This window comes from Pseudomonas sp. NY15435 (assembly GCF_048068295.1).
Classification (GTDB): Bacteria; Pseudomonadota; Gammaproteobacteria; order Pseudomonadales; family Pseudomonadaceae; genus Pseudomonas.
Genome location: NZ_JBLUQA010000003.1, coordinates 15,238 through 34,386 on the forward strand (window position 1 = coordinate 15,238; position 19,149 = coordinate 34,386).

General features: G+C 64.1%; 19 protein-coding genes. 3 read left to right on the forward strand and 16 right to left on the reverse strand.

Features of this window, described 5'->3' with window-relative positions; all coding sequences use genetic code 11:
- Window position 1 precedes the first annotated feature (1 nt).
- From fabD to ACNFH5_RS07295, 4 genes are all read right to left on the reverse strand, one after another.
- Entirely contained in the window at window positions 2-940 is a 939-nt protein-coding gene (gene fabD / locus ACNFH5_RS07280; protein ID WP_416744987.1) for an ACP S-malonyltransferase, read from the reverse strand.
- Window positions 941-1,044: 104 nt separating this feature from the next.
- The gene (gene plsX, locus ACNFH5_RS07285; RefSeq protein ID WP_416744988.1) at window positions 1,045-2,052 is read right to left on the reverse strand and encodes a phosphate acyltransferase PlsX; all 1,008 of its coding nucleotides are present in this window, start codon (window positions 2,050-2,052) and stop codon (window positions 1,045-1,047) included.
- Between the two features lie 3 nt (window positions 2,053-2,055).
- Window positions 2,056-2,238, reverse strand: coding sequence for a 50S ribosomal protein L32 (gene rpmF / locus ACNFH5_RS07290; protein ID WP_009621425.1), 183 nt, complete (start codon window positions 2,236-2,238; stop codon window positions 2,056-2,058).
- Window positions 2,239-2,251: 13 nt separating this feature from the next.
- Window positions 2,252-2,782, reverse strand: a complete 531-nt coding sequence (locus ACNFH5_RS07295) for a YceD family protein (protein ID WP_045211618.1) — start codon at window positions 2,780-2,782, stop codon at window positions 2,252-2,254.
- Between the two features lie 112 nt (window positions 2,783-2,894).
- On the opposite strand from ACNFH5_RS07295, the gene ACNFH5_RS07300 reads away from it, so the two are divergent.
- On the forward strand, window positions 2,895-3,473 hold the full coding sequence (locus tag ACNFH5_RS07300) for a Maf family protein (RefSeq protein WP_416744989.1): 579 nt from the start codon (window positions 2,895-2,897) through the stop codon (window positions 3,471-3,473).
- A gap of 90 nt (window positions 3,474-3,563) precedes the next feature.
- On the opposite strand, the gene sppA is transcribed toward ACNFH5_RS07300, so the two are convergent.
- Genes sppA through rluC form a run of 3 tightly spaced genes read right to left on the reverse strand, consistent with a single transcriptional unit; the run spans window position 3,564 to window position 6,194 of the window.
- The gene (gene sppA, locus ACNFH5_RS07305) at window positions 3,564-4,559 is read right to left on the reverse strand and encodes a signal peptide peptidase SppA (protein ID WP_416744990.1); all 996 of its coding nucleotides are present in this window, start codon (window positions 4,557-4,559) and stop codon (window positions 3,564-3,566) included.
- Window positions 4,559-5,245, reverse strand: coding sequence for an HAD-IIIA family hydrolase (locus ACNFH5_RS07310; protein WP_416744991.1), 687 nt, complete (start codon window positions 5,243-5,245; stop codon window positions 4,559-4,561). Before ACNFH5_RS07310 ends, sppA begins: the two co-directional genes overlap by 1 nt.
- Window positions 5,238-6,194 (reverse strand): 23S rRNA pseudouridine(955/2504/2580) synthase RluC, encoded by a 957-nt coding sequence (rluC, locus tag ACNFH5_RS07315; protein WP_416744992.1) that lies wholly within the window; start codon window positions 6,192-6,194, stop codon window positions 5,238-5,240. Before rluC ends, ACNFH5_RS07310 begins: the two co-directional genes overlap by 8 nt.
- Before the next feature lie 590 nt (window positions 6,195-6,784).
- On the opposite strand from rluC, the gene rne reads away from it, so the two are divergent.
- Window positions 6,785-9,961, forward strand: coding sequence for a ribonuclease E (gene rne, locus ACNFH5_RS07320; RefSeq protein WP_416744993.1), 3,177 nt, complete (start codon window positions 6,785-6,787; stop codon window positions 9,959-9,961).
- A gap of 272 nt (window positions 9,962-10,233) precedes the next feature.
- On the opposite strand, the gene murB is transcribed toward rne, so the two are convergent.
- From murB to ACNFH5_RS07360, 8 genes are all read right to left on the reverse strand, one after another.
- Window positions 10,234-11,253: a UDP-N-acetylmuramate dehydrogenase gene (murB, locus tag ACNFH5_RS07325; protein ID WP_416744994.1), complete on the reverse strand. Its 1,020-nt coding sequence runs from the start codon at window positions 11,251-11,253 to the stop codon at window positions 10,234-10,236.
- Entirely contained in the window at window positions 11,250-11,714 is a 465-nt protein-coding gene (locus ACNFH5_RS07330) for a low molecular weight protein-tyrosine-phosphatase (RefSeq protein WP_416744995.1), read from the reverse strand. Before ACNFH5_RS07330 ends, murB begins: the two co-directional genes overlap by 4 nt.
- A complete protein-coding gene (gene kdsB, locus ACNFH5_RS07335; protein ID WP_416744996.1) occupies window positions 11,714-12,478 on the reverse strand; it encodes a 3-deoxy-manno-octulosonate cytidylyltransferase in 765 nt (254 codons plus the stop codon). The genes ACNFH5_RS07330 and kdsB overlap by 1 nt, the downstream gene beginning before the upstream one ends.
- Before the next feature lie 4 nt (window positions 12,479-12,482).
- Window positions 12,483-12,668, reverse strand: coding sequence for a Trm112 family protein (locus ACNFH5_RS07340; protein WP_009621404.1), 186 nt, complete (start codon window positions 12,666-12,668; stop codon window positions 12,483-12,485).
- Window positions 12,669-12,721: 53 nt separating this feature from the next.
- Window positions 12,722-13,720: a tetraacyldisaccharide 4'-kinase gene (gene lpxK / locus ACNFH5_RS07345; protein ID WP_416744997.1), complete on the reverse strand. Its 999-nt coding sequence runs from the start codon at window positions 13,718-13,720 to the stop codon at window positions 12,722-12,724.
- Window positions 13,720-14,169, reverse strand: coding sequence for an ExbD/TolR family protein (locus ACNFH5_RS07350; protein ID WP_138214927.1), 450 nt, complete (start codon window positions 14,167-14,169; stop codon window positions 13,720-13,722). The genes lpxK and ACNFH5_RS07350 overlap by 1 nt, the downstream gene beginning before the upstream one ends.
- Window positions 14,166-14,801 (reverse strand): MotA/TolQ/ExbB proton channel family protein, encoded by a 636-nt coding sequence (locus ACNFH5_RS07355; protein WP_017519262.1) that lies wholly within the window; start codon window positions 14,799-14,801, stop codon window positions 14,166-14,168. Before ACNFH5_RS07355 ends, ACNFH5_RS07350 begins: the two co-directional genes overlap by 4 nt.
- Window positions 14,802-14,872: 71 nt before the next feature.
- The gene (locus ACNFH5_RS07360; protein WP_416745624.1) at window positions 14,873-17,083 is read right to left on the reverse strand and encodes a DNA internalization-related competence protein ComEC/Rec2; all 2,211 of its coding nucleotides are present in this window, start codon (window positions 17,081-17,083) and stop codon (window positions 14,873-14,875) included.
- Window positions 17,084-17,235: 152 nt separating this feature from the next.
- On the opposite strand from ACNFH5_RS07360, the gene ACNFH5_RS07365 reads away from it, so the two are divergent.
- The gene (locus ACNFH5_RS07365) at window positions 17,236-17,766 is read left to right on the forward strand and encodes a DUF2062 domain-containing protein (protein ID WP_416744998.1); all 531 of its coding nucleotides are present in this window, start codon (window positions 17,236-17,238) and stop codon (window positions 17,764-17,766) included.
- A gap of 134 nt (window positions 17,767-17,900) precedes the next feature.
- Here ACNFH5_RS07365 and ACNFH5_RS07370 read toward each other — a convergent pair whose 3' ends face one another.
- Window positions 17,901-19,148 carry a lipoprotein-releasing ABC transporter permease subunit gene (locus ACNFH5_RS07370; RefSeq protein ID WP_416744999.1) on the reverse strand — a complete coding sequence of 416 codons (1,248 nt, stop codon included), beginning with the start codon at window positions 19,146-19,148 and terminating at the stop codon, window positions 17,901-17,903.
- Window position 19,149: the final 1 nt, after the last annotated feature.

The following is a 19,149-nucleotide window of genomic DNA, read 5'->3' on the forward strand; positions in this document are numbered from 1 at the left end:
TTCAAGCCAGAGCCGCGCGAGCCGCACCGAAGGCGTCCGCGGAATCCAGGTTGTGGGTGGTCACGCCCTTGGCGCAACGCTTGTTCAAACCAGCCAGCACCTTGCCCGGACCGCATTCGACCAGGTCAGTGACGCCTTTCTCGGCCAGCAACTGCACGGTCTCGACCCAGCGGACCGGGCTATACAACTGCGCCAACAGGTCGCGCTTGAGGGCAACCAGATCGGCCGGAACCTGGGCGCTGACGTTCTGCACCAGAGCGATCTGCGGCATCTGCCACTGCACCGCTTCCACAGCTTCAGCGAAACGCTCAGCGGCCGGACGCATCAGTTCGCAGTGCGACGGCACGCTGACCGGCAGAGCCACGGCACGCTTAGCGCCACGGGCCTTGCAACCTTCGATGGCGCGCTCTACGGCCTTCGCCGCACCCGCAATTACCACCTGGCCGGGGGCGTTGAAGTTCACGGCGCTGACCACTTCGCCCTGAGCGGCTTCGGCGCAGGCGGCGAGCACGTCGGCGTCTTCCAGACCGAGAATGGCAGCCATGCCACCGGTACCGGCCGGCACAGCTTCCTGCATCAGTTGGCCACGGCGCTCGACCAGCTTCACTGCATCGGCGAAAGCCAGGCTGCCAGCGGCGACCAGTGCGGAGTACTCACCCAGGCTGTGGCCGGCGACATAAGCCGGTTGCACACCACCTTCGGGCTGCCACAGGCGCCACAGGGCGATGGAGGCAGTGAGGATGGCGGGCTGGGTTTTGTCGGTCTGATTCAGGCGCTCTTCCGGACCTTCCTGTACCAGGGCCCAGAGGTCATAACCCAGGGCGGCGGAAGCTTCGGCGAAGGTATCGCGCACGATGGCATGTTGAGCACCCAGCTCGGCGAGCATGCCGAGCGACTGCGAACCTTGGCCGGGGAATACGAAGGCGAGGGATGCGGACATTGCAACAGGTCCCTTTTGTCTGTGTCGTCAAATGGATAACGCCGGCGAGAGCCTGGCGCATTGAACTGACAGTTGGATGACGGTCTGACGACTGCGGTCACACATTAGAGCAGATGTTCCAGACGGCCATGCAGCCGCTGGGGCAGATTCTCGCGAACTTCCAGCAGCGCGCGACGCAAGGCGCTCTGGATGCCCTCCTCTTTCGCACTGCCGTGGCTCTTCACCACGATGCCCTGCAAACCGAGGAAACTCGCGCCATTGTGCTGCGACGGCGTGAGTTCGCCGCGCAGGCGACGCAGGAAAGGCATAGCCATCAGCCCGACCGCCTTGGCCGGCAGGCTGGAATTGAACAGCTCCTCCAGACGCGCCGCCACCATGGCCGCGAGACCTTCGCTGGACTTGAGCAGGATGTTGCCGACGAAACCGTCGCAGACCACCACATCGGCCAGCCCCCGATACAGGCCGTCGCCCTCGATGTAGCCGATATAGTTCACGCCGCGCGCCTGCTGCAGGAGGCTGGCCGCGAGCTTCACCTGCTGGTTGCCCTTGATGTCTTCGGTACCGACATTGAGCAGCGCGACCCTGGGATTACTCTTGCCCAACGCTTCCGCCGCCACGGCGCCCATGACGGCGAACTGGTAGAGGTGCTCGGCACTGCAGTCGACATTGGCACCCAGATCCAGCAGATGGCAGTGACCATTCTGCGTCGGCACGGCAGTGACCATGGCCGGTCGATCGATGCCAGGCAGCGTCTTGAGCAGATAGCGGGACAGCGCCATCAGCGCACCGGTATTACCGGCACTGACGCAGGCATGGGCCTTGCCGTCTCGAACCAGCTCAAGGGCAACACGCATCGAGGAGTCGGGCTTGCCACGCAACGCCTGGGACGGACGCTCGTCCATCGTGACGATTTCGCTGGCGTGATGAACATGAAGACGCTGACGCTCGGCCGGAGAAAGGCTGCGCAGGTGTTCTTCTATCAGAGGAGCCTGGCCGACGAGGACCAGCTGGAGGGAGGCATATTCGGCCAGAAAGGAAATACAGGCCGGAACAATGCAGTGGGGACCGTAGTCCCCACCCATTGCATCAATCGCGATGATTGGTGCGGACAAAGATTACTCGTCAGAGCCTTTGTCTACGACCTTGCGGCCGCGATAGAAACCGTCCGGGGAGACGTGGTGGCGCAGGTGAACTTCACCAGTGCTCTTTTCCACGGACAGAGCGTTCGCGTCCAGGGCATCGTGCGAACGACGCATGTCACGAGCGGAACGGGATTTTTTGTTCTGCTGAACAGCCATGATTGATTAACTCCTAAACGTTTGGGTCACGCTTCAACTGCGCCAGTACGCTGAACGGATTGGGCCGCTCTTCGACGTTCTCGCTCGGTTCGGGCGCTGTAGCGTATCCCACCGGCTGCTGGCAATCCTCAGGATCATGGACCGGCACGATGGGCAAGGCGAGCAGCAACTCGTCCTCAGCCAGCGAGGTCAGGTCGATGGGGTCATCCCCCACCTCCAGCGCATCGTAGCCACTGGGCAGATCATCGATCGACTTGCCTTCCGGGATGATGACGTAATCGTACTCACCACCCACATGGAATTTGGCCGGCTCGAGACAGCGCTGGCATACCATGCTCACCTCGCCATTGAGCTCGACGTGCATGACCGCCAGCTTCTGCTGATCACGGAAGAAGGAAAACTTCGCGTGAACATCGCCATCACTGCTGGTCAGTTGCTCGCTGAGACGTGCCATCTTGGCGATCGGCAACACACCCTCGAGGGTGGCGGCGCGCTCTACCAATTTGCGCGGATCAACGTGAGGTGGTATCGGTCCATTCAACATAAGCGCGCCATTATAGGGATGCACCCGAAGCTGTCAAAGGAAATTAGCCATAAACCGCTGTATGGACAGCCCTTTTCGCTAGAATCGCCGTGACGCGCCAAAGGAATTCTCCATGCTACCTCTGATCCTTGCTTCCAGCTCGCCCTACCGCCGTGAATTATTGCAACGCCTACGCCTGCCGTTCGAATGCGCCAGCCCCGACATCGACGAAACCCCGCTGCCCGACGAGAGCGCCGAAGAGCTGGTGCGCCGACTGGCGGAAAGCAAAGCTCGCGCCCTGACCCAGCGCTACCCCGCCCATTTGATCATCGGTTCGGACCAGGCCGCGGTGAATGGAGGTCGGATTCTCGGCAAACCGCACAATCTCGAGCGCGCGACCGAACAACTGAAGAGTGCCAGCGGCAAGAGCATCAGCTTCCTCACCGGGCTCTGCCTGCTGAACAGCCAGAGCGGCGAAGCCCAAGTGGATTGCGTGCCGTTTACCGTGCACTTCCGCGATCTCGACGAAGCACGCATTCGCCGCTACCTGGAGACCGAACAACCCTTCGACTGCGCCGGCAGCTTCAAGGCCGAGGGCCTGGGCGTCAGCCTCTTCCGCTCCACCGAGGGCGAAGACGCCACCAGCCTGGTCGGCCTACCGCTGATCCGCCTGGTGGACATGCTGCTCGCCGAGCAGGTGCCAGTGCCCTGAAATTAAAGCCTGAAACAGAAAGCCGCCCCGCAACGCCGGAAACGCAAAGGCCCGGCGATCGCCGGGCCTTTCCTTATATAAGGAAGGACTTCAGCGCAGAGCCGGCCCCTGAAAACCCATCCACAACGCCAAACGCTCGGCGACACTCGCACCCAGCTTTTTGGTGAAGCGGTCGAAGGCAGTTTCCTGCACGGTGTAGTCCACCACTTCCTTCTCCTTGATGATCTCGCGCGCCACATAACTGGTGCTGCCCAGGCCATCAATCAAACCCAACTGCAACGCCTGCTCGCCGGACCAGATCAAGCCAGAGAACAGCTCCGGATGATCCTTGTCCTTCAGGCGGTCGCCACGGCCTTTTTTCACCACATCGATGAACTGCTTGTGCGTGGTATCCAGCACCTGCTGCCAGAAGGCGGTTTCATCCGCTTTCGGCGGCTGGAACGGATCAAGGAAGGCCTTGTGCTCGCCCGAGGTATAGATGCGGCGATCCACACCCAGCTTTTCCATGGTGCCGACGAAGCCGAACGTCGCTGCCGTCACACCGATGGAACCCACCAGACTGGCCTTGTCCGCGTAAATCTCGTCGGCAGCGCTGGCGATGTAATAGGCGCCGGAAGCCCCCAGATCACTGATGACCGCGTAGACCTTGATATCCGGGTGCTCACCTCGCAGACGCTTGATCTCATCGTAGACATAGCCGGATTGCACCGGACTGCCGCCCGGACTATTGATGCGCAGGACGATACCCTTGGTGCCAGCATCCTCGAACGCCGAACGTAGCGCACCAACGATGTTGTCAGCGCTGGCCGGCTCATTGTCGGCAATCATGCCTTTCACTTCGATCAGCGCCGTGTGACTGGCGCTGCGCGACGCAGACTTGGACAGGCCACTGAACGGACTGAACAACGCCAGCGCACCGAACAGATACACGAAAGTCAGCAACTTGAAGAAAATACCCCAGCGACGCGACCGACGCTGCTCCTGGACACCCGCCAGAACGGCCTTCTCCAGCAACTTCCAGCTCTTGTCGTCACCTGCCGTGGTTTGCGCAGCCTTGCTATCGTCCGCCTTCCATTCATCCGACATCAGTTGCCTACCTCGAGCACTGGTTTGACCGAACGCCCGGCAAGCCAGGCGCGCAATTCATTGAAATGATTCACTTCCAGCGCCGGAGCATACTCCCGAAGGATCTCCAGCGACTGAGCACCATAGCCCACTGCCACCGAATCCATGCCAGCGCGGCGCGCCATTTCCAGATCGAATGGCGAATCACCCACCATCAGCGCATCGCGAGCATCGACCCGGCAATGCTCGAGAATCTCGTGCAGCATGCGCGGATCCGGCTTGCTCGCCGACTCGTCGGCGGCGCGGGTGATATCGAAGAAATCGGTCCAGCCCTGCCCCGCCAGCACGCGATCCAGCCCGCGGCGATTCTTGCCGGTGGCGACCGCCAACTGATAGCCCGCACCACGAAACTCCGCCATCGCCTCGGCAACACCCGGGAACAAAGGCGAAGGCTGCACTTCCAGGCTCAGGTAGTGACTGCCGTAGTCAAGACGAAAGCGTTCCAGCGGCTCGCCCTCTTCCACTTCCGGATACAGCGTCTGAATGGCTTCCGGCAGGCCCAGCCCAATGATGCCCTTGATGGCCGCTTCGCTGCGCTCAGGAAGGCCGGAGCCGACTGCCGCGACCCGCATCGCCTCGACGATACGACCGATGGAATCCACCAACGTGCCATCCCAGTCGAAGATCAGCAGGGAATACTCACGCATCCAGGCGCTCCACCGTGCGCTGCCAGACCTCGTCCACCGGCGCCTCCAGTTCCAGCACCGAGCCATCCGGCATCGGTACGCGCAGGAACGCGGAATGCAGGAACAGGCGCTTGCCACCCAACTCGCGGATCTCGCGGGAGAAATCTTCGTCGCCGTATTTGGGATCGCCCGCAATGGAATGACCGGCGTGCTTGGCATGAACACGGATCTGATGGGTACGACCGGTGATCGGGCGCGCCTCCACCAGGGTGGCGAAATCACCAAAGCGGCGCAGCACCTTGAACTCGGTCAGCGCCTCCTTGCCTTCGGGATTCACTTCCACCACGCGCTCGCCGGAACGCAGGTTGTTCTTCAGCAATGGCACGGCAATCTGCCTCTTCGCCGCCGGCCAGTTACCGCGCACCAGAGCGTGGTAACGCTTGTCGACGATGCGCTCGCCGCGCAGAGCGTCGTGCAGATGGCGCAGCATGCTGCGCTTCTTGGCGATCATCAGCAGGCCGGAGGTATCGCGATCCAGGCGGTGGACCAACTCCAGGTCCTTGCACTCCGGGCGCAGCTGACGGAAGGCCTCGATGACCCCGTAGTTCAGGCCGCTGCCGCCGTGCACGGCGATGCCGGTGGGCTTGTTCACCACGATCAGCGCCTTGTCTTCGAAGACAATGGCTGCCTCCAGGCGCTCCAGCAGGCCCTGGGCCAGCGGCACCGGCTCGTCGCGCTCAGCCAGGCGCAGAGGCGGAACGCGTATCACGTCGCCAGCCTGCAGCTTGTACTCAGGCTTGATGCGTCCCTTGTTGACCCGCACCTCACCCTTGCGAAGGATGCGGTAGATCAGGGTCTTGGGTACGCCCTTGAGCTGGGTGCGAAGGAAGTTGTCGATTCGTTGGCCGGCATACTCCGGCGCGACTTCAAGCAGCTGAACGCCGGAAGTCGGAGGGGCGGGATTCGTCATCCGGATATAATAACAATTTTTCATTCAATTGAAGCACTTAATCATTGCTGCTATATTCGGGAGGCCGCCAAAAGTGGCCAGGCCTGCGGATGATCGCGTAATCGCCATCCCCAACCGCCTGCAAACACATTAAAAGGACACCAGGCAGTCCCCTGAAGCGTTGCAACGGCTCGAGCGATTCTCCCGCCGACAGCGCCTCGAAACCCAGGCCTTGAGACATGACCACGGCCACCAAGGTAGCCGTGATAAAAGCCAACCCCGCTCCCGGATTCAGCGAGTGGCACCCGGCTCTTAAGGAAATGTGCAGGGCGGAGATGCACAACTGTCGGATTGCGTTGCGTTCATGCCTTGAACGCATGCCTTGAACGTAGACGCACTTATCGTCCGCATCTGACAGCTAATTCCTCCTCCTGATGAGTGCTTGTTCTTACTCGACAAGCAGGAAACGTAGTCGCGGCACAGCAGATTTCTCCTGCTGCCGCTGGACACGGGAATGGTCCGCCATTCCTGAGTACGTGCCTTAGCACCGACCGTGAGAGTCGTGTGTGCCGATCGCCGTTTCCGGTGGCCCCGGAAACCATTGGTACTACATGAAAAGAATGCTGATCAACGCGACTCAACCCGAAGAGTTGCGTGTAGCGCTGGTAGACGGCCAACGCCTGTTCGACCTGGACATCGAGTCCGGCGCGCGCGAACAGAAGAAGGCCAACATCTACAAAGGCCGCATCACCCGCATCGAGCCGAGCCTCGAAGCCGCTTTCGTCGACTTCGGCGCCGAACGCCACGGCTTCCTCCCCCTCAAAGAAATCTCCCGCGAATACTTCAAGAAGAATCCTGAAGGCCGCATCAACATCAAGGACGTCCTGAGCGAAGGCCAGGAAGTCATCGTCCAGGTCGAGAAAGAAGAACGTGGCAACAAGGGCGCCGCCCTGACCACCTTCATCAGCCTCGCCGGCCGTTACCTGGTGCTCATGCCCAACAACCCGCGCGCCGGTGGCATCTCCCGCCGCATCGAGGGTGAAGAGCGCAACGAACTGCGTGAAGCCCTGAACGGCCTGACCGTTCCCGGCGACATGGGCCTGATCGTCCGCACCGCGGGCCTGGGCCGCAGCTCCGAAGAGCTGCAATGGGACCTGGACTACCTGCTGCAACTGTGGGGCGCCATCAAGGAAGCCTCCGGCGAGCGCAGCGGTCCGTTCCTGATCTACCAGGAAAGCAACGTCATCATCCGCGCCATCCGCGACTACCTGCGCCAGGACATCGGCGAAGTGCTGATCGACAGCCTCGACGCCCAGGAAGAAGCCCTTAACTTCATCCAGCAGGTCATGCCGCAGTACGCGAGCAAGGTGAAGCTGTACCAGGACAGCGTTCCGCTGTTCAACCGCTTCCAGATCGAGAGCCAGATCGAAACCGCCTTCCAGCGCGAAGTGAAGCTGCCGTCGGGCGGCTCCATCGTCATCGATCCGACCGAAGCCCTGGTGTCCATCGACATCAACTCGGCGCGCGCCACCAAAGGCGGCGACATCGAGGAAACCGCCCTGCAGACCAACCTGGAAGCGGCCGAGGAAATCGCCCGCCAGCTGCGTCTGCGTGACATCGGCGGCCTGATCGTCATCGACTTCATCGACATGACTCCGGCGAAGAACCAGCGCGCCGTGGAAGAACGCGTCCGCGAAGCGCTGGAAGCTGACCGCGCCCGCGTCCAGGTTGGCCGCATTTCGCGCTTCGGCCTGCTGGAAATGTCCCGTCAGCGCCTGCGTCCGTCCCTGGGCGAGACCAGCGGCATCGTCTGCCCGCGCTGCAACGGCCAAGGCATCATCCGCGACGTCGAATCCCTCTCGCTGGCCATCCTGCGCCTGATCGAGGAAGAAGCCCTGAAGGACCGCACCGCCGAGGTTCGTGCGCGCGTGCCGTTCCAGGTCGCTGCCTTCCTGCTTAACGAGAAGCGCAACGCCATTACCAAGATCGAGCTGCGCACCCGCGCGCGCATCTTCATCCTGCCGGACGACCACCTGGAAACTCCGCACTTCGAAGTGCAGCGCCTGCGTGACGACAACCCCGAGCTGCTTGCCGGCCACGCCAGCTATGAGATGGCCCCGGAAGAGCACGAGGAAATCCAGCCGGTCAGCGCCACCCGCACCCTGGTTCGCCAGGAAGCCGCGGTGAAGACCGTTTCCCCGCAGACTCCCGCCCCACAGCAGACCGCCGCTGAAGCTCCAGTCGTCGAAGCCACCAAACCCATGCCCGAGCCGAGCCTGTTCCAGGGCCTGGTGAAGTCGCTGGTAGGCCTGTTCGCCGGCAGCAAGCCCGAGCAGGCTCCAGCTGCCGCCGCTACCAAACCGGCTACCGAGCGCAGCGAAAGCCAGGGCGAGCGTCGCAATGGCCGCCAGCAGAATCGTCGCCGTGATGGTCGCGACGGTGGCCGCCGTGATGACGAGCGTAAAGAGCGCGGTCGTCGCGACGAACGCGGCGAGCGAGCCGAACGTCCGGCTCGCGAAGAGCGTCAGCCGCGTGAAGAACGCGCCGAGCGTCAGCCTCGCGAGGAGCGCCAACCGCGTGAAGAGCGTGCCGAGCGCCAACCGCGCGAGGAACGCCAGCCGCGTGAAGAGCGCGCCGATCGTCAACCGCGTGAAGAGCGCCAGCCGCGTGAAGAACGCGCCGAACGCCAACCGCGCGAGGAGCGTCAGCCCCGCGAAGAGCGTGGTGAGCGCACCGAGCGTCAACCGCGTGAAGAACGCCAGCCGCGCGAAGAGCGTCAACCCCGCGGTGAGCGTGGCGAGCGCGCCGAACGCCAGCCCCGTGAAGAGCGCCAGCCGCGCGAAGACCGTCAGGCCCGCGATGCTGCCGCCCTGGAAGCCGAAGAGCTGCCGAACGAGGAGCTGCTGGAGCAACAGGACGACGAAGGCTCGGATGACGAGCGTCCGCGTCGCCGTTCCCGTGGCCAGCGTCGCCGCAGCAACCGCCGCGAGCGTCAGCGTGAAGCCGGCGTGGATGGTGCTGAAGGTGCAGAAGGCGAAGTAAGCAGCGCCGAAGGCACTGCCGAGCAAGCTGGCTCCGACACTCCGTCGCCCGCTGCCATGGTTGCTGCTGCCGCTACCGCTGTAGTCGTTGCCGAAGCCGCCGCCGAGCAGGAGCAACCTGTTGCTCAAGCCCAGGTTGAAACTGTTGAAGTCGAATCCGGCATCGTCGAAGCGGTTCGCACCGAAAGCGCCCTGGAGCAGACCATCGAGTTCCTGGCCAAGCCCAGCGAACAGGCTGCAGAATCGGTAGAAGTTGCCAACGAAACCATTGAAGTGGCTGCGACCGAGCCGACCATTGCGGAAGAAGCATCCACTCCGGCTGCTGAAACCGTGATCGAAGCTGTCGCCCAACTGGTCGAAGAAGCCCCGGTAGTTGCCGAGGAAGCTCCGGCTACTGCCCCGACTGCAACCGAAGAAGCGGCCCCGGCCGTTCCGGCAAACGCCACCGGCCGCGCTTCCAACGACCCGCGCGAGCGTCGTCGCCAGGAACGCGCTGCCCGCGAAGCCGCCGCTGCTGCAGCTGCCGCTCCGCAGGTGGAGCAGGCTCCGGTCGTCGAAGCCGTGGTTGAAGAGGCCGCTGCCGTGGAAGCCGAAGTCGTGGTCGAGCCGACCGCTGATGTCACTGCCGAGACCGTTGTGGCCGAAGTGGTGAACGAAGCCCAAGCCCACGAAGCGACTGCCGAGCAGGTTGAAGGCGAGAAGGCCGAGGAAGAAGAAGGTTCCGTGGTGGAAAAGCACCACAACTGATAGCTTCCTGATCTGAAAAAGGGGATGCATCGGCATCCCCTTTTTTATTGCCCTCGAACTGCGGCGCCCGCCGGTTTTCGTAGGAGCGGACTCCGTCCGCGATCGGTCCGCATCGCGTCGGGAGCCAATCGCGGACAGAGTCCGCTCCTACGATCATTTTGGCTCCACAGCTCTGGGAGGTTCGCGAGCAAGCTCGCTCCTACAGGAAGAACCTGAACGGTCGGCACAAAAAAGGGATGCCGAGGCATCCCTTCTTCACGACTACAGCGACCTCAGTAGAGATTCGGCTCCATCTCCAGCTCCACGCCGAAGCGCTGCTGGATATCGTCGCGAATACGCTGCGCCAAGGCATGCAACTGCGCACCTGTGGCACCACCGTAGTTGACCAGCACCAGCGCCTGCTGCGCATGCACGCCGGCGGCGCCGTCACGGAAGCCTTTCCAGCCAGCCCTGTCGATCAGCCAGCCAGCGGCCAGCTTGCTCTGGTCGTCACCCTGCGGGTAGGCCACCAGATCGCTGTAGCGCTGACGCAGGGCCGCTGCCTGATCCGCGGACACCACTGGATTCTTGAAGAAGCTGCCGGCATTGCCCAGCACGGCCGGGTCCGGGAGCTTTTCGCGACGAATCGCGCAGATCACCCGCGAAACATCGGCTGCCGTCGGCGCGGTCACGCCCTCCTCCGCCAGACGCTGGCGCACCGGGCCGTAGTCAAGATGCAGTTTTGCCGCACGACTCAGGGCGAAGCGCACACGCAGGATCAGCCAGCGACCGGGCTCGCGCTTGAAGCGACTTTCGCGGTAGGCGAAGGCGCAGTCTTCCAGGCTGAACTCGCACAACTCGCCACTCTGGCGATCCAACGCGGTCAAACCAGCGAACACATCCTTGATCTCGACGCCATAGGCGCCAATGTTCTGCATCGGCGCGGCGCCCACGGTGCCGGGGATAAGGCTGAGGTTTTCCAGCCCGCCAAAGCCCTGATCCAAGGTCCAGCGCACGACGTCGTCCCACACTTCGCCGGCTTCCGCCTCCACTACCACGCGCTCGCCGTCATCACTGACAACACGCACACCACGGGACGCCATGCGCAGTACCAGCGCCTCGACGTCACGGGTCAGCAGCAGGTTGCTGCCACCGCCAATGACCATCAGCGGCAGGCCCTTTTCCACAGCGGCAGCGATACCCGCGCGCACCTCGGCGTCGTCGTGGGCCTGGGCAAACCAGCGCGCCGCGACCTCCACACCGAAGGTGTTGTAGGGCTTGAGGGAAATGCGTTCTTGCAGTTGCAGCGTCACAGGCGCCCCTTCACTTCCGTCAGCAGGCCGTCACAGGCCCTTTCCACCAGGTCCAGCACCTGCTCGAAGCCGTCCTCGCCGCCGTAGTACGGATCGGGGACTTCGTCGATTTCCAGCTCGTAGCGGCGCAGGAACAGGTCCAGCTCCGCCTTGCCATTGCTGCCACGCAGGCGCTTGAGATCGCGCAGGTTGGCGTCGTCCATAGCCAGGACCAGGTCGTAGCGGGAAAAATCGGCGACGCTGACCTGCCGCGCTCGCAGGCTCGACAGGTCATAGCCGCGGCGCAGCGCGGCGGCGCGGGTGCGCGCGTCCGGCGCCTTGCCGACATGCCAGTCCCCGGTGCCGGCCGAGTCGATCTCAATGCAATCCTCGAGTCCGGCTTCGCGTACCTTGTGGCGAAACACGCCTTCGGCGGTGGGCGAGCGGCAGATGTTGCCCAGGCAGACGAACAGGACCTTCATCAGACCCCCAGGATGCGCCGGACGCGCTCCAGGTCTTCCGGGGTGTCGACGCCAGCTTGCGGCGCTTCCAGGGCGTCAGCCACGTGGATGCGCACGCCATGCCAGAGCGCCCGAAGCTGCTCCAGGCACTCGGTGTCTTCCAGCCAGCACGGGCCCCAGGTCACGAAATCGCGCAGGAAGCGTGCGCGGTAGGCGTAGATGCCGATATGCCGGCGGTAGGGCACATTGGCCGGCAGGCTTTCGCGATCCACTGCGAAGGCGTCGCGCGCCCAGGGCAATGTGGCACGGCTGAAGGTCAGGGCCAGGCCGTTCTTGTCGCTGACCACCTTGACGATGTTCGGGTTGAACAACGCGGCCGGGTCGTGGATTTCCTCGCACAGGGTGGCGATGCCCGCCTCCGGGTGCGCCGCGAGGTTGGCGGCCACCTGATCGATGATCGACGGCGGCACCAGCGGTTCGTCGCCCTGCACGTTGACCACGATGGCGTCGTCGGCCAGGCCCAGCGCATCGGCCACTTCCGCCAGGCGGTCGGTACCGGAATTGTGCTCGGCGCGGGTCAGCACCACCTGGGCGCCGAAGCCCTGGCAGGCTTCGAAGATACGCTGATCGTCGGTGGCGACCACCACCTGGGCGGCCGAGCTTTTGCCAGCCTGGGCCCAGACGTGCTGGATCATCGGCTTGCCGGCGATGTCCTGCAGCGGCTTGCCGGGCAGACGGGTGGAGGCGTAGCGGGCGGGGATGACGACGGTGTAGGCCTGGCTCATGGGATTACTTGTCCAGACGCTCATCGACGTTCAGGGTACGCGCCTCGCCTTCGAGCATCACCGGGATGCCGTCGCGTACCGGGTAGGCCAGGCCGTCGGCCTTGCAGATCAGCTCGGACTTGTCGTCGGTGAGCTTGAGCGGGCCCTTGCACAGCGGACAGGCGAGGATATCGAGGAGTTTCGGGTCCATGGTGCGTTCCTTGAACATGAATTAAGCAGGCGGCGCAGGGTTGCGGCGCCGGGTCAGCGGGCGAGCAGGCGCTCGAGCTGGGCGTCGAACCAGGCGACGAAGGCCGGCGACGGCTGCGCTTCGACGGCGAGATACCACCAGTCGGGCGCGGCGAAGGACCGGCATTTCACCGCATCCTTCTCGGTCATGACCAACGGCAGTTCCGGCGTGAAGCGCAGCTGCTCAGCGGTGTAGGCCGCATGGTCGGGGAAGGGATGCGGAATCGGCCGCCAGTTTAGCGCCTCAAGCGTCTTGAAGAAACGCTGGGGGTTGCCGATGCCGGCCAAGGCGTGAACCTCTTGTCCGGCAGGGAAATGCTCGACGCCGCGGCATTCGCCGCAGGCCAGGTTGACCAGGGCAGAAGGTCGCAGGACGAAGGAGAAGGCGCCCGGCGGATCGGATGGCGCGCCGTTGTGCAGTACGGCGTCCACGTCCTGCAGGCGCTCGACGGGCTCGCGCAGCGGCCCGGCGGGCAGACAACGGCCATTGCCCAGGCCGCGCGCAGCATCGATCAGCACCAGTTCCAGATCGCGGTCCAGACGGTAATGCTGCAGACCGTCATCGCAGAGAATCAGGTCCAGCGGCTCTTCAGCCAGCAGCGCGCGCACGGCGCTGGAACGGTCCGGGTCGATTACCAGCGGAACGCCGCTGCGGCGCACGATCATCAGCGGTTCGTCGCCCGCCTCCGCTGCGGATTGATCCGCACGCACGCGCCAGGGCGTCTGCGGTGGTTTTGCACCGTAGCCACGGCTGACCACACCGACCTTCAGTCCACGGGTGCGGCAGTGTTCGATCAGCCAGAGGATCATCGGCGTCTTGCCGGTACCGCCCACGGTGATGTTACCGACCACGATGATCGGTACGGGAGCGCGGTAGGCCGGCTTGGCGCCGGAGAGGAAGTCCTGCCGGCGGCCTTGGGCGACGCGCCGGTAGAGCAGTTCGAGCGGCCTGAGCAGGGCAAGGGCCGGGTGACCCTTGTACCAGGCGTCGAGCAGGCGGTCGGAGAGCGCCATCAGGGGGTCTTCTTGTCCGCCCGGGACTCGATGGTGGTGATGCGCAGGTGGGTGAAGCCCAACTTGCCGGCAGCATCCATCGCGGTGACCACGGACTGGTAGTCCACCTTGCCGTCGGCGGTGATTACCACCGGCAGGCTGTTGTCGCCAGCGGACTCGCGCTGCATGGCGCTCATCAGGTTTTCCAGGTCGTCACGGGCCAGGCTCTGGCCGTTGAGGGCGTAGTGACCTTCGAGGCTGATGGAGATTTCCAGCTGCTTGATCTCGGTGGCCTCAGGCGGCGTGCCGCTGACCGCCTCAGGCAGTTCCACCTTGAGCTGCGAGGGCTTGGTGAACGAGGTGGCGACCACGAAGAACAGCAGCAATACGAAGATCACGTCGATCAGCGACGCCAGGTTGATGAAGACGTCCTCGCGGGCCGCTCCGCCTGCTCTGCGGCGGAACTTCACGCTTTGCCTTCCTCGACGAAGTCGACTTCGCGATCGCCCTGGGTCACTTCCACCAGCTTGATGGCTTCCTGCTCCATGGCGATGACCAGTTCATCGACGCGGCGCAGCAGATAACGGTGGAAGAACACCGCCGGGATTGCCACGATCAGGCCGGCCGCGGTGGTGATCAGGGCCTTGGAGATACCGCCGGCGAGCATCGGCGCGTTGGCCATGCCGTCGCCCATGAAGGCGCTGAAGATCTGGATCATGCCGAACACGGTACCCAGCAGGCCGAGCAGCGGCGCCATGGCGGCGATGGTGCCCAGGGCATTGAGGTAGCGCTCCAGCTCATGAATGACGCGGGAGGCAGCTTCCTCGATGCACTCCTTCATGATCTCGCGACCGTGCTTGGAGTTGGCCAGGCCGGCGGCGAGGATTTCACCCAGCGGGGAAGACGCGCGCAGGTCCTTGAGGGCCTGGCTGTTCATCTTCTTGTCCTTGATCTGCTTCCACACCTGGCCAAGCAGCTGCGGCGGGGCCACACGGCTCAAGCGCAGGGTCCAGAGACGTTCGGCGACGATCGCCATGGCAGCGACGGAGCTCAGCAAGATCGGCAGCATCATCCAGCCGCCAGCTTTGACCAGTTCCCACACAGTGGTGAATCCCCTGAAAAAAAGTGGCGCCACTCTAGCACAGGGGCCGTGGCGAGCCGACCGCCCCAGGCTCAATTTTCCTGCCAGAAATGTGCGCCTTCCCGCACTCCCCGGACCTCGCCATGGGTACCGAGCGTCAGGGTCAGTGCGCCCTGCTCCGCCGTATCCTGAATCCGGATGCCCAGCGCGCGGAAGCGCTCGACGACCGACGGATGCGGATGTCCATAAGGGTTGTTGGCGCCGCGGGAAATGATCGCCGTCGTCGGCCGGATGGCCTGCAGGAATATCGGCCCGGAGGAACTGCGGCTGCCGTGGTGGCCGGCCAGCAGCCAGTCGATATGCTCCCCCGGATGCGCGGCCAGCCATGCCAGTTCAGCGGCTTGCGGCAGATCGCCAGTGAGCAGGATGCGCTCACCGTTGGCTTCTATTTCCAGCGCGCAGGAGCGGTCATTGCTTTCCCTCGCCCCCTGCCACGCCCAGCTGGAGAGCCGGACACCATCGACATGCCATTCCGCCACCTGGCAGGGCTTGGCCTGCAGTTCAGCCGCCAGGCGCTCCGGCTCTCCGCTGATAACCTGCGCCGGCCGCAACGAGCGCTTCACCGCTACGGCGCCGCCGGCATGGTCGTTGTCCGCATGGCTGAGCATCAACATGTCCAGGCGACCGATGCCCAGGCTGCGCAGCTTCGGTACCACTACTCGCTCGCCGATATCGAAATCACCGTTGCGCGCCCCGGTGTCGTAGAGCCAGGCCTGGCTGCGTGTGCGGATCAGCACCGACAATCCCTGCCCTACGTCCAGCACGCGAATCTCGGCCACGCCCGGCACGGGCAACGGGACTGTCGGCCGGAACACCGGCAGGAACATCGCCAGTCCCAACACGCGCATCGGAACGCCCGCAGGTGCCAGCAACAGGAGCGCGCCAAGCAACGCCAGCACCAGCGCCCAGCTCGGCGCTGCCACCGGCTGCCAGGCGGGCGCCAGCCCGGCCATCCAGCCCAGCAGGCAGAACAGCAACTCCAGCAGCCCCCCGGACACCCACAGCAACGCCTCGCCCAACCTTGGAATTCCCAGCGCCAGGCTGCCCAGCAAGGCCAGCGGCACGACGACCAACTCCACCCAGGGCACCGCTACCAGGTTGGCCACAACCCCGGAAATACTCAGCGGCAGGCCCAGGGCGATGGATGCGGGCAGTAGCCCGACCGCCATCAGCCACTGCGCGCGTAGCCAGGTACGCCAAGCGGTCCAGTGCCCGAGACGCCCGGAGAAACCAAAGATCAACAGCGCCACTGCCGCATAGGACAGCCAGAAGCCCGGTAACAGCACCACCAGCGGCTCGACCAGCAGCACCGCCAGCAAGGCACCCAGCAGCGGCGTCCACAAGCCGCGATGGCGATAACGCAGACGCCAGAGCAGTGCGATGGAGACCATGACGCAGGCGCGCTGCAACGGCACCTCGAACCCGGCCATCAGGCTGTAGGCCCAGGCTCCGCCGCCGGCCAGCAGACAGGCACAAGGCAGCCACGGAACGATCGGCGGCCAGTAGCCCATGCGTGCCAAACCTGCGACGACGGCATAGAGCAAGCCGGCCAGCAGGGAAATATGCGAGCCGGAGATGACCATCAGGTGCAGAGTCCCGGTGTCCTGCAGAACCTGCCAGTCCGCCGTGGTCAGCCCGGAAGCGTCGCCCAGCACCAGAGCTGCGAGTGCACCGGAGCGGCCATGGGCATCCACCGCCAACAGCCGCTGCCTCCAGGCCTCGCGCCAGGCGCGCGGGCCGCTGGAAGCCTCCAGGCGCTGGCCATCCTTCACGCTGCCGGTGGCGCCGATGCGCTGTGCGGTGAGCCAGGCCTCGTAATCGAACCCCGCGCCATTGGCCATGCCATGGGGACGCTTGAGTTTCACGGCCAGCCGCCAGCGCTCACCGCCTTCCACCGGCGGACCGCCGAACCAGGACAGGCGCAGCGTTGCAGGCACCTTCGCGCGGGGACTGGAAACGTCGGACAACAGAAAACGTACCGAAGGCCCGGAGCGGTCCGGCAAGCCCTCTACCCTGCCCTCCAGCCACAGCGTGCGACCATCCAACGCCGGCGCCAGGCGGTCATCCAGCGCCCATTGCGCGGATTGGCAAGCCCAGGCAAAACCCAGCAGGAACAGACCGACGAAATAGCAGCGAGTGAACAACAGAGGCAGCGCGACCAAGGGCAGAAGCAGGAGCACCCAGCCCGGCGGGAGCGCCGGCATCCAGCGCAGGAGCAGTAGCCCGCAGGCCAGCGCGAACATCCCGGTACGAGGCAAAGGACTCCTCCCTGGAGCCCCGTGCAACCGCTGATCCGATGAATCGGCGGCGGTTACACACGGACATAGTTGGCAACGAATGACTGTCACCTAGCTAGGCATAATGGTGCGTCGTCCGTCTGCCAGAGATTTCCTCCATGCCGCGCCGAATCTTCAAGCGCTACATGCCGGATCCGGAGAGCATCAGGAACCACAAGGGCCTGCGCTTTCTCGGACCGCTGATCCAGTCGCCCAACCTCTGGCACCTGAATCGCCGTTCCGTGTCCCGCGCCATGGGCATGGGGCTCTTTGCCGCCTTCATCCCGATCCCGCTGCAGATGCTGCTGGCCGCCTCGCTGGCGGTCTGGGTGCGGGCCAACCTGCCGATTTCGGTGGGCCTGGTCTGGCTGACCAATCCGATCACCATGCCGCCGGTGTTCTACTGCACCTACAAGATGGGCGCCTGGGTGATGGGTATCCCGGCGCGCGCCCTGCCCGACCATCTGACCTGGGAATGGATCAGCGGCGAACTGGCGCTGCTCTGGCAGCCATTCCTGCTGGGCTCGGTGATCTGCGGCATTCTGGTAGGCATCCTTGGCTACCTGGTCACCGAAGGTTACTGGCGCTGGTGGATCGGCCGCAGCTGGCGCCGTCGCCGAGCGCTGCGCAATCTGCAAAACGGCCTATGAGCTTTTTGTAGGAGCGAGCTTGCTCGCGAACATTCTGACCGGCTGGGCCGGCGTTGGGGCGATTCGCGAGCAAGCTCGCTCCTACAGGTATGAAAAAGCCGCCCTTCGGGGCGGCTTTTTCATGGGCTGGTGAATTACTCGTAACGCAGTGACTCTGCCGGCTGGGTCGAGGCCGCGCGCCAGGCCGGGTACAGCGTGGCGAGGAAGCTCATCGACAGCGCCGCGACACAGATCAGCACGATGTCGCTGATCTGCGGGTCGGACGGCAGGTAGTTGATGAAGTAGATGTCCGAATTGAACACATGGGTGCCAGCGACGCGCTCCAGGGTCGAGACGATGGCGGTGACGTTGTACGCCGCCAGCACACCCAGCACGCAACCGATGACGGTGCCGATCAGGCCGATCACCGTGCCCTGCACCATGAAGATCGCCATGATCTGCTTCGGCGTGGCGCCCAGGGTGCGCAGGATGGCGATGTCCGCACGCTTGTCGGCGACGACCATGATCAGCGTGGCGATGATATTGAAGGCGGCGACCGCGACGATCAGCAGAAGCAGCAGGCCGATCATGGTCTTTTCCATCTTCATCGCACTGAACAGGCTGCCCTGGGTGTGGGTCCAGTCGACCGAGCGGTAGCCGTCTCCCAGCTGTTTGGCGATGGCCGCGCCGACTTCCGGCGCCTGGAACAGGTCCTTCAGGGCGATACGCACACTCTGCACCTGGCCGGGCTGCCAACGCATCAGGCTGGCTGCGTCGTCCACGTGGATCAGCGCCAGGGTGCTGTCCAACTCGGCGCCGACCTTGAAGATGCCGACCACGTTCAGGCGCTGCATACGCGGAGTGATGCCGCCGGGCGCGGTGCTCGGCTCAGGAACGATCAACAGCAGGCTGTCGCCGACGTTGACATGGAAGCGTCGCGCCGTGATCTCACCGACAACCACACCGAACTCGGTGGCCTTGAGGTCATCGAGGCTGCCGCGGACCATGTGCTGGCCGATGATCGATACCTGGGTTTCCAGCGCCGGATCGACGCCATCCACCTCGATGGGCTGCATCATGCCCTTGTAGGAGAGCATGCCGTCGACTTCGGTGTAGGGCACCGCGCCGACGATCTTCGGGTTCTGCTTCGCTACCTCGGCCACGCGCTGCCAGTCGTCCAGCGGGCCGCTGGTCTGCTGCAGCACGGCATGCGGCACCATACCGAGGATGCGCGAGCGCATTTCCTTCTGGAAGCCGTTCATCACCGACAGCACCACGATCATGGCCAGCACGCCCAGGGCGAGGCCGATCATCGAGGTCAGGGAGATGAACGAGATGTAGTGGTTGCGTCGCTTGGCACGGGTGTAGCGGGTGCCGATGAAGACGGACAGGGGTCTGAACATT

Bases quoted from the DNA above. Each gene is read 5' to 3' on its own strand.
- ACNFH5_RS07295 (WP_045211618.1), bottom strand. From the start codon at position 2,782: ATGTTGAATGGACCGATACCACCTCACGTTGATCCGCGCAAATTGGTA.
- rluC (WP_416744992.1), bottom strand. From the start codon at position 6,194: ATGACGAATCCCGCCCCTCCGACTTCCGGCGTTCAGCTGCTTGAAGTC.
- lpxK (WP_416744997.1), bottom strand. From the start codon at position 13,720: ATGGCGCTCTCCGACCGCCTGCTCGACGCCTGGTACAAGGGTCACCCG.
- ACNFH5_RS07365 (WP_416744998.1), top strand. From the start codon at position 17,236: ATGCCGCGCCGAATCTTCAAGCGCTACATGCCGGATCCGGAGAGCATC.
- ACNFH5_RS07330 (WP_416744995.1), bottom strand. From the start codon at position 11,714: ATGAAGGTCCTGTTCGTCTGCCTGGGCAACATCTGCCGCTCGCCCACC.
- ACNFH5_RS07340 (WP_009621404.1), bottom strand. From the start codon at position 12,668: ATGGACCCGAAACTCCTCGATATCCTCGCCTGTCCGCTGTGCAAGGGC.
- rpmF (WP_009621425.1), bottom strand. From the start codon at position 2,238: ATGGCTGTTCAGCAGAACAAAAAATCCCGTTCCGCTCGTGACATGCGT.
- ACNFH5_RS07300 (WP_416744989.1), top strand. From the start codon at position 2,895: ATGCTACCTCTGATCCTTGCTTCCAGCTCGCCCTACCGCCGTGAATTA.
- ACNFH5_RS07310 (WP_416744991.1), bottom strand. From the start codon at position 5,245: ATGCGTGAGTATTCCCTGCTGATCTTCGACTGGGATGGCACGTTGGTG.
- ACNFH5_RS07370 (WP_416744999.1), bottom strand. From the start codon at position 19,148: ATGTTCAGACCCCTGTCCGTCTTCATCGGCACCCGCTACACCCGTGCC.
- rne (WP_416744993.1), top strand. From the start codon at position 6,785: ATGAAAAGAATGCTGATCAACGCGACTCAACCCGAAGAGTTGCGTGTA.
- fabD (WP_416744987.1), bottom strand. From the start codon at position 940: ATGTCCGCATCCCTCGCCTTCGTATTCCCCGGCCAAGGTTCGCAGTCG.
- ACNFH5_RS07360 (WP_416745624.1), bottom strand. From the start codon at position 17,083: ATGTTCGCGCTGGCCTGCGGGCTACTGCTCCTGCGCTGGATGCCGGCG.
- sppA (WP_416744990.1), bottom strand. From the start codon at position 4,559: ATGTCGGATGAATGGAAGGCGGACGATAGCAAGGCTGCGCAAACCACG.
- kdsB (WP_416744996.1), bottom strand. From the start codon at position 12,478: ATGAGCCAGGCCTACACCGTCGTCATCCCCGCCCGCTACGCCTCCACC.